The organism is Rothia sp. HMSC036D11 (assembly GCF_001814205.1).
In the GTDB taxonomy this organism is placed as follows: Bacteria; Actinomycetota; Actinomycetes; order Actinomycetales; family Micrococcaceae; genus Rothia; species Rothia dentocariosa.
On the sequence record NZ_KV815314.1, the window covers coordinates 1 to 1329 of the forward strand.

Annotated in this window: 2 protein-coding genes; both read left to right on the plus strand. The window is 43.6% G+C overall.

The features are described 5' to 3' along the window. Window positions 1–163 precede the first annotated feature (163 nt). Window positions 164–847, plus strand: coding sequence for a hypothetical protein (locus tag HMPREF2958_RS08210; protein ID WP_070697632.1), 684 nt, complete (start codon window positions 164–166; stop codon window positions 845–847). A gap of 173 nt (window positions 848–1020) precedes the next feature. Beyond that, on the plus strand, window positions 1021–1275 hold the full coding sequence (locus tag HMPREF2958_RS08215; RefSeq protein WP_070697631.1) for a hypothetical protein: 255 nt from the start codon (window positions 1021–1023) through the stop codon (window positions 1273–1275). The last annotated feature ends 54 nt before the right edge of the window (window positions 1276–1329 follow it).

Sequence of the window (1329 nt, forward strand, 5' to 3'; positions counted from 1 at the left end):
GGTTGGCGTATGAGAAAAAACTCAAACTAGACTAACTGAGTTAGCGCCTATGGCCCCGTTTTGCTTGGGCAAGAACTCAAAGAAAGCGGGGTCCTTGCCTCTGGGGTTGGTCATGATTATGTGCGGTCACAGTTGTATTTCAAATTCTAATCAGGGAGTTTTTGTGAGTCTCATTGATCTTACAGATATACTATCGGCGATACCCGACCTTATTGGCGATATCATATCCAGCCCAAGCAGTAAAAAGCGTAAACGTTCTACCATTGCAAAGAATATCGAAAATATGCCTGATGATAATATTGAAAAATTTGCAAAATCCATCATACCCAAGAAACGACGACCTTCCTTAATTTTATTCATAGTGGGAGCAGGTTTATCCTTGCTTTCTCTCGCAATATTTATATTTACAATCTATTTATATTTTGAAGATAAAACCCTGGACTCTACAGATATAGCAGGATTAATCATATATCCCATCCTTATAGCATGCGGTATTGTAGGAATGCGAGTTGGAGGCTGGCCCTATACGCATTTCAGGCTGCAAGGGTTCACCTACAGAGATAAACCGTTTAAGAGCACCCACTTACAATACGATGAAATACTGGGATACACTTACACCCATGACCCTAAAGAGAAAATAACCTTATATCACAAAAATAATAGTGTGACACTATCTATCGGCAGTCAAGATTTTTCATATCTGATGAGCCAGATAATCTTCCGTCAGACTCATGGAAGGTGGGCCGTGATGAACGCGCGGGAAGACCTGCGAGAGGTTATATACGCTATGGACGACAGTATTTATGTACCGTGGCTCATCAACCATCCCAAAGCTATGTTTTCCTGAGCATCCAGGAATACCGTCCAGAGGTGAGTGCCCACAGATTCATTGAGTATCTATGGAAACCTACGTTTACCCAAGTGAGAGTACTGTTCTTCTGAAAACCTGCTAATCACACGCAGAAACTATACTGATACATATAAATATTGTGCACCTTCCACCCCTAAAAGGTATCTCTGATGGACCTTGAGACCAGAATCTATAAATACAGCCTCATGATCGGAGGGGCACTACTCACGGTATTATTTCTCCTCTGCACCATATTTTGCACCTTTATGGGGCCAGGGATAGGCTGGGGCGCGTTGATGTTTGTGAGTATGCTGATCAGCATCGGGGTGTTCTATACCGGTTGGGATACAGGCCGGAACCGCCCGGAAGAGCAAGAGCCTCAAGACCAAGAAACCACTGACGTAGAGCATCATCAGGAATCATAACCAGCGTCTAATATTGGCGAGGGGTGTGTTCGTGTATTCTGCACGAGCACACCC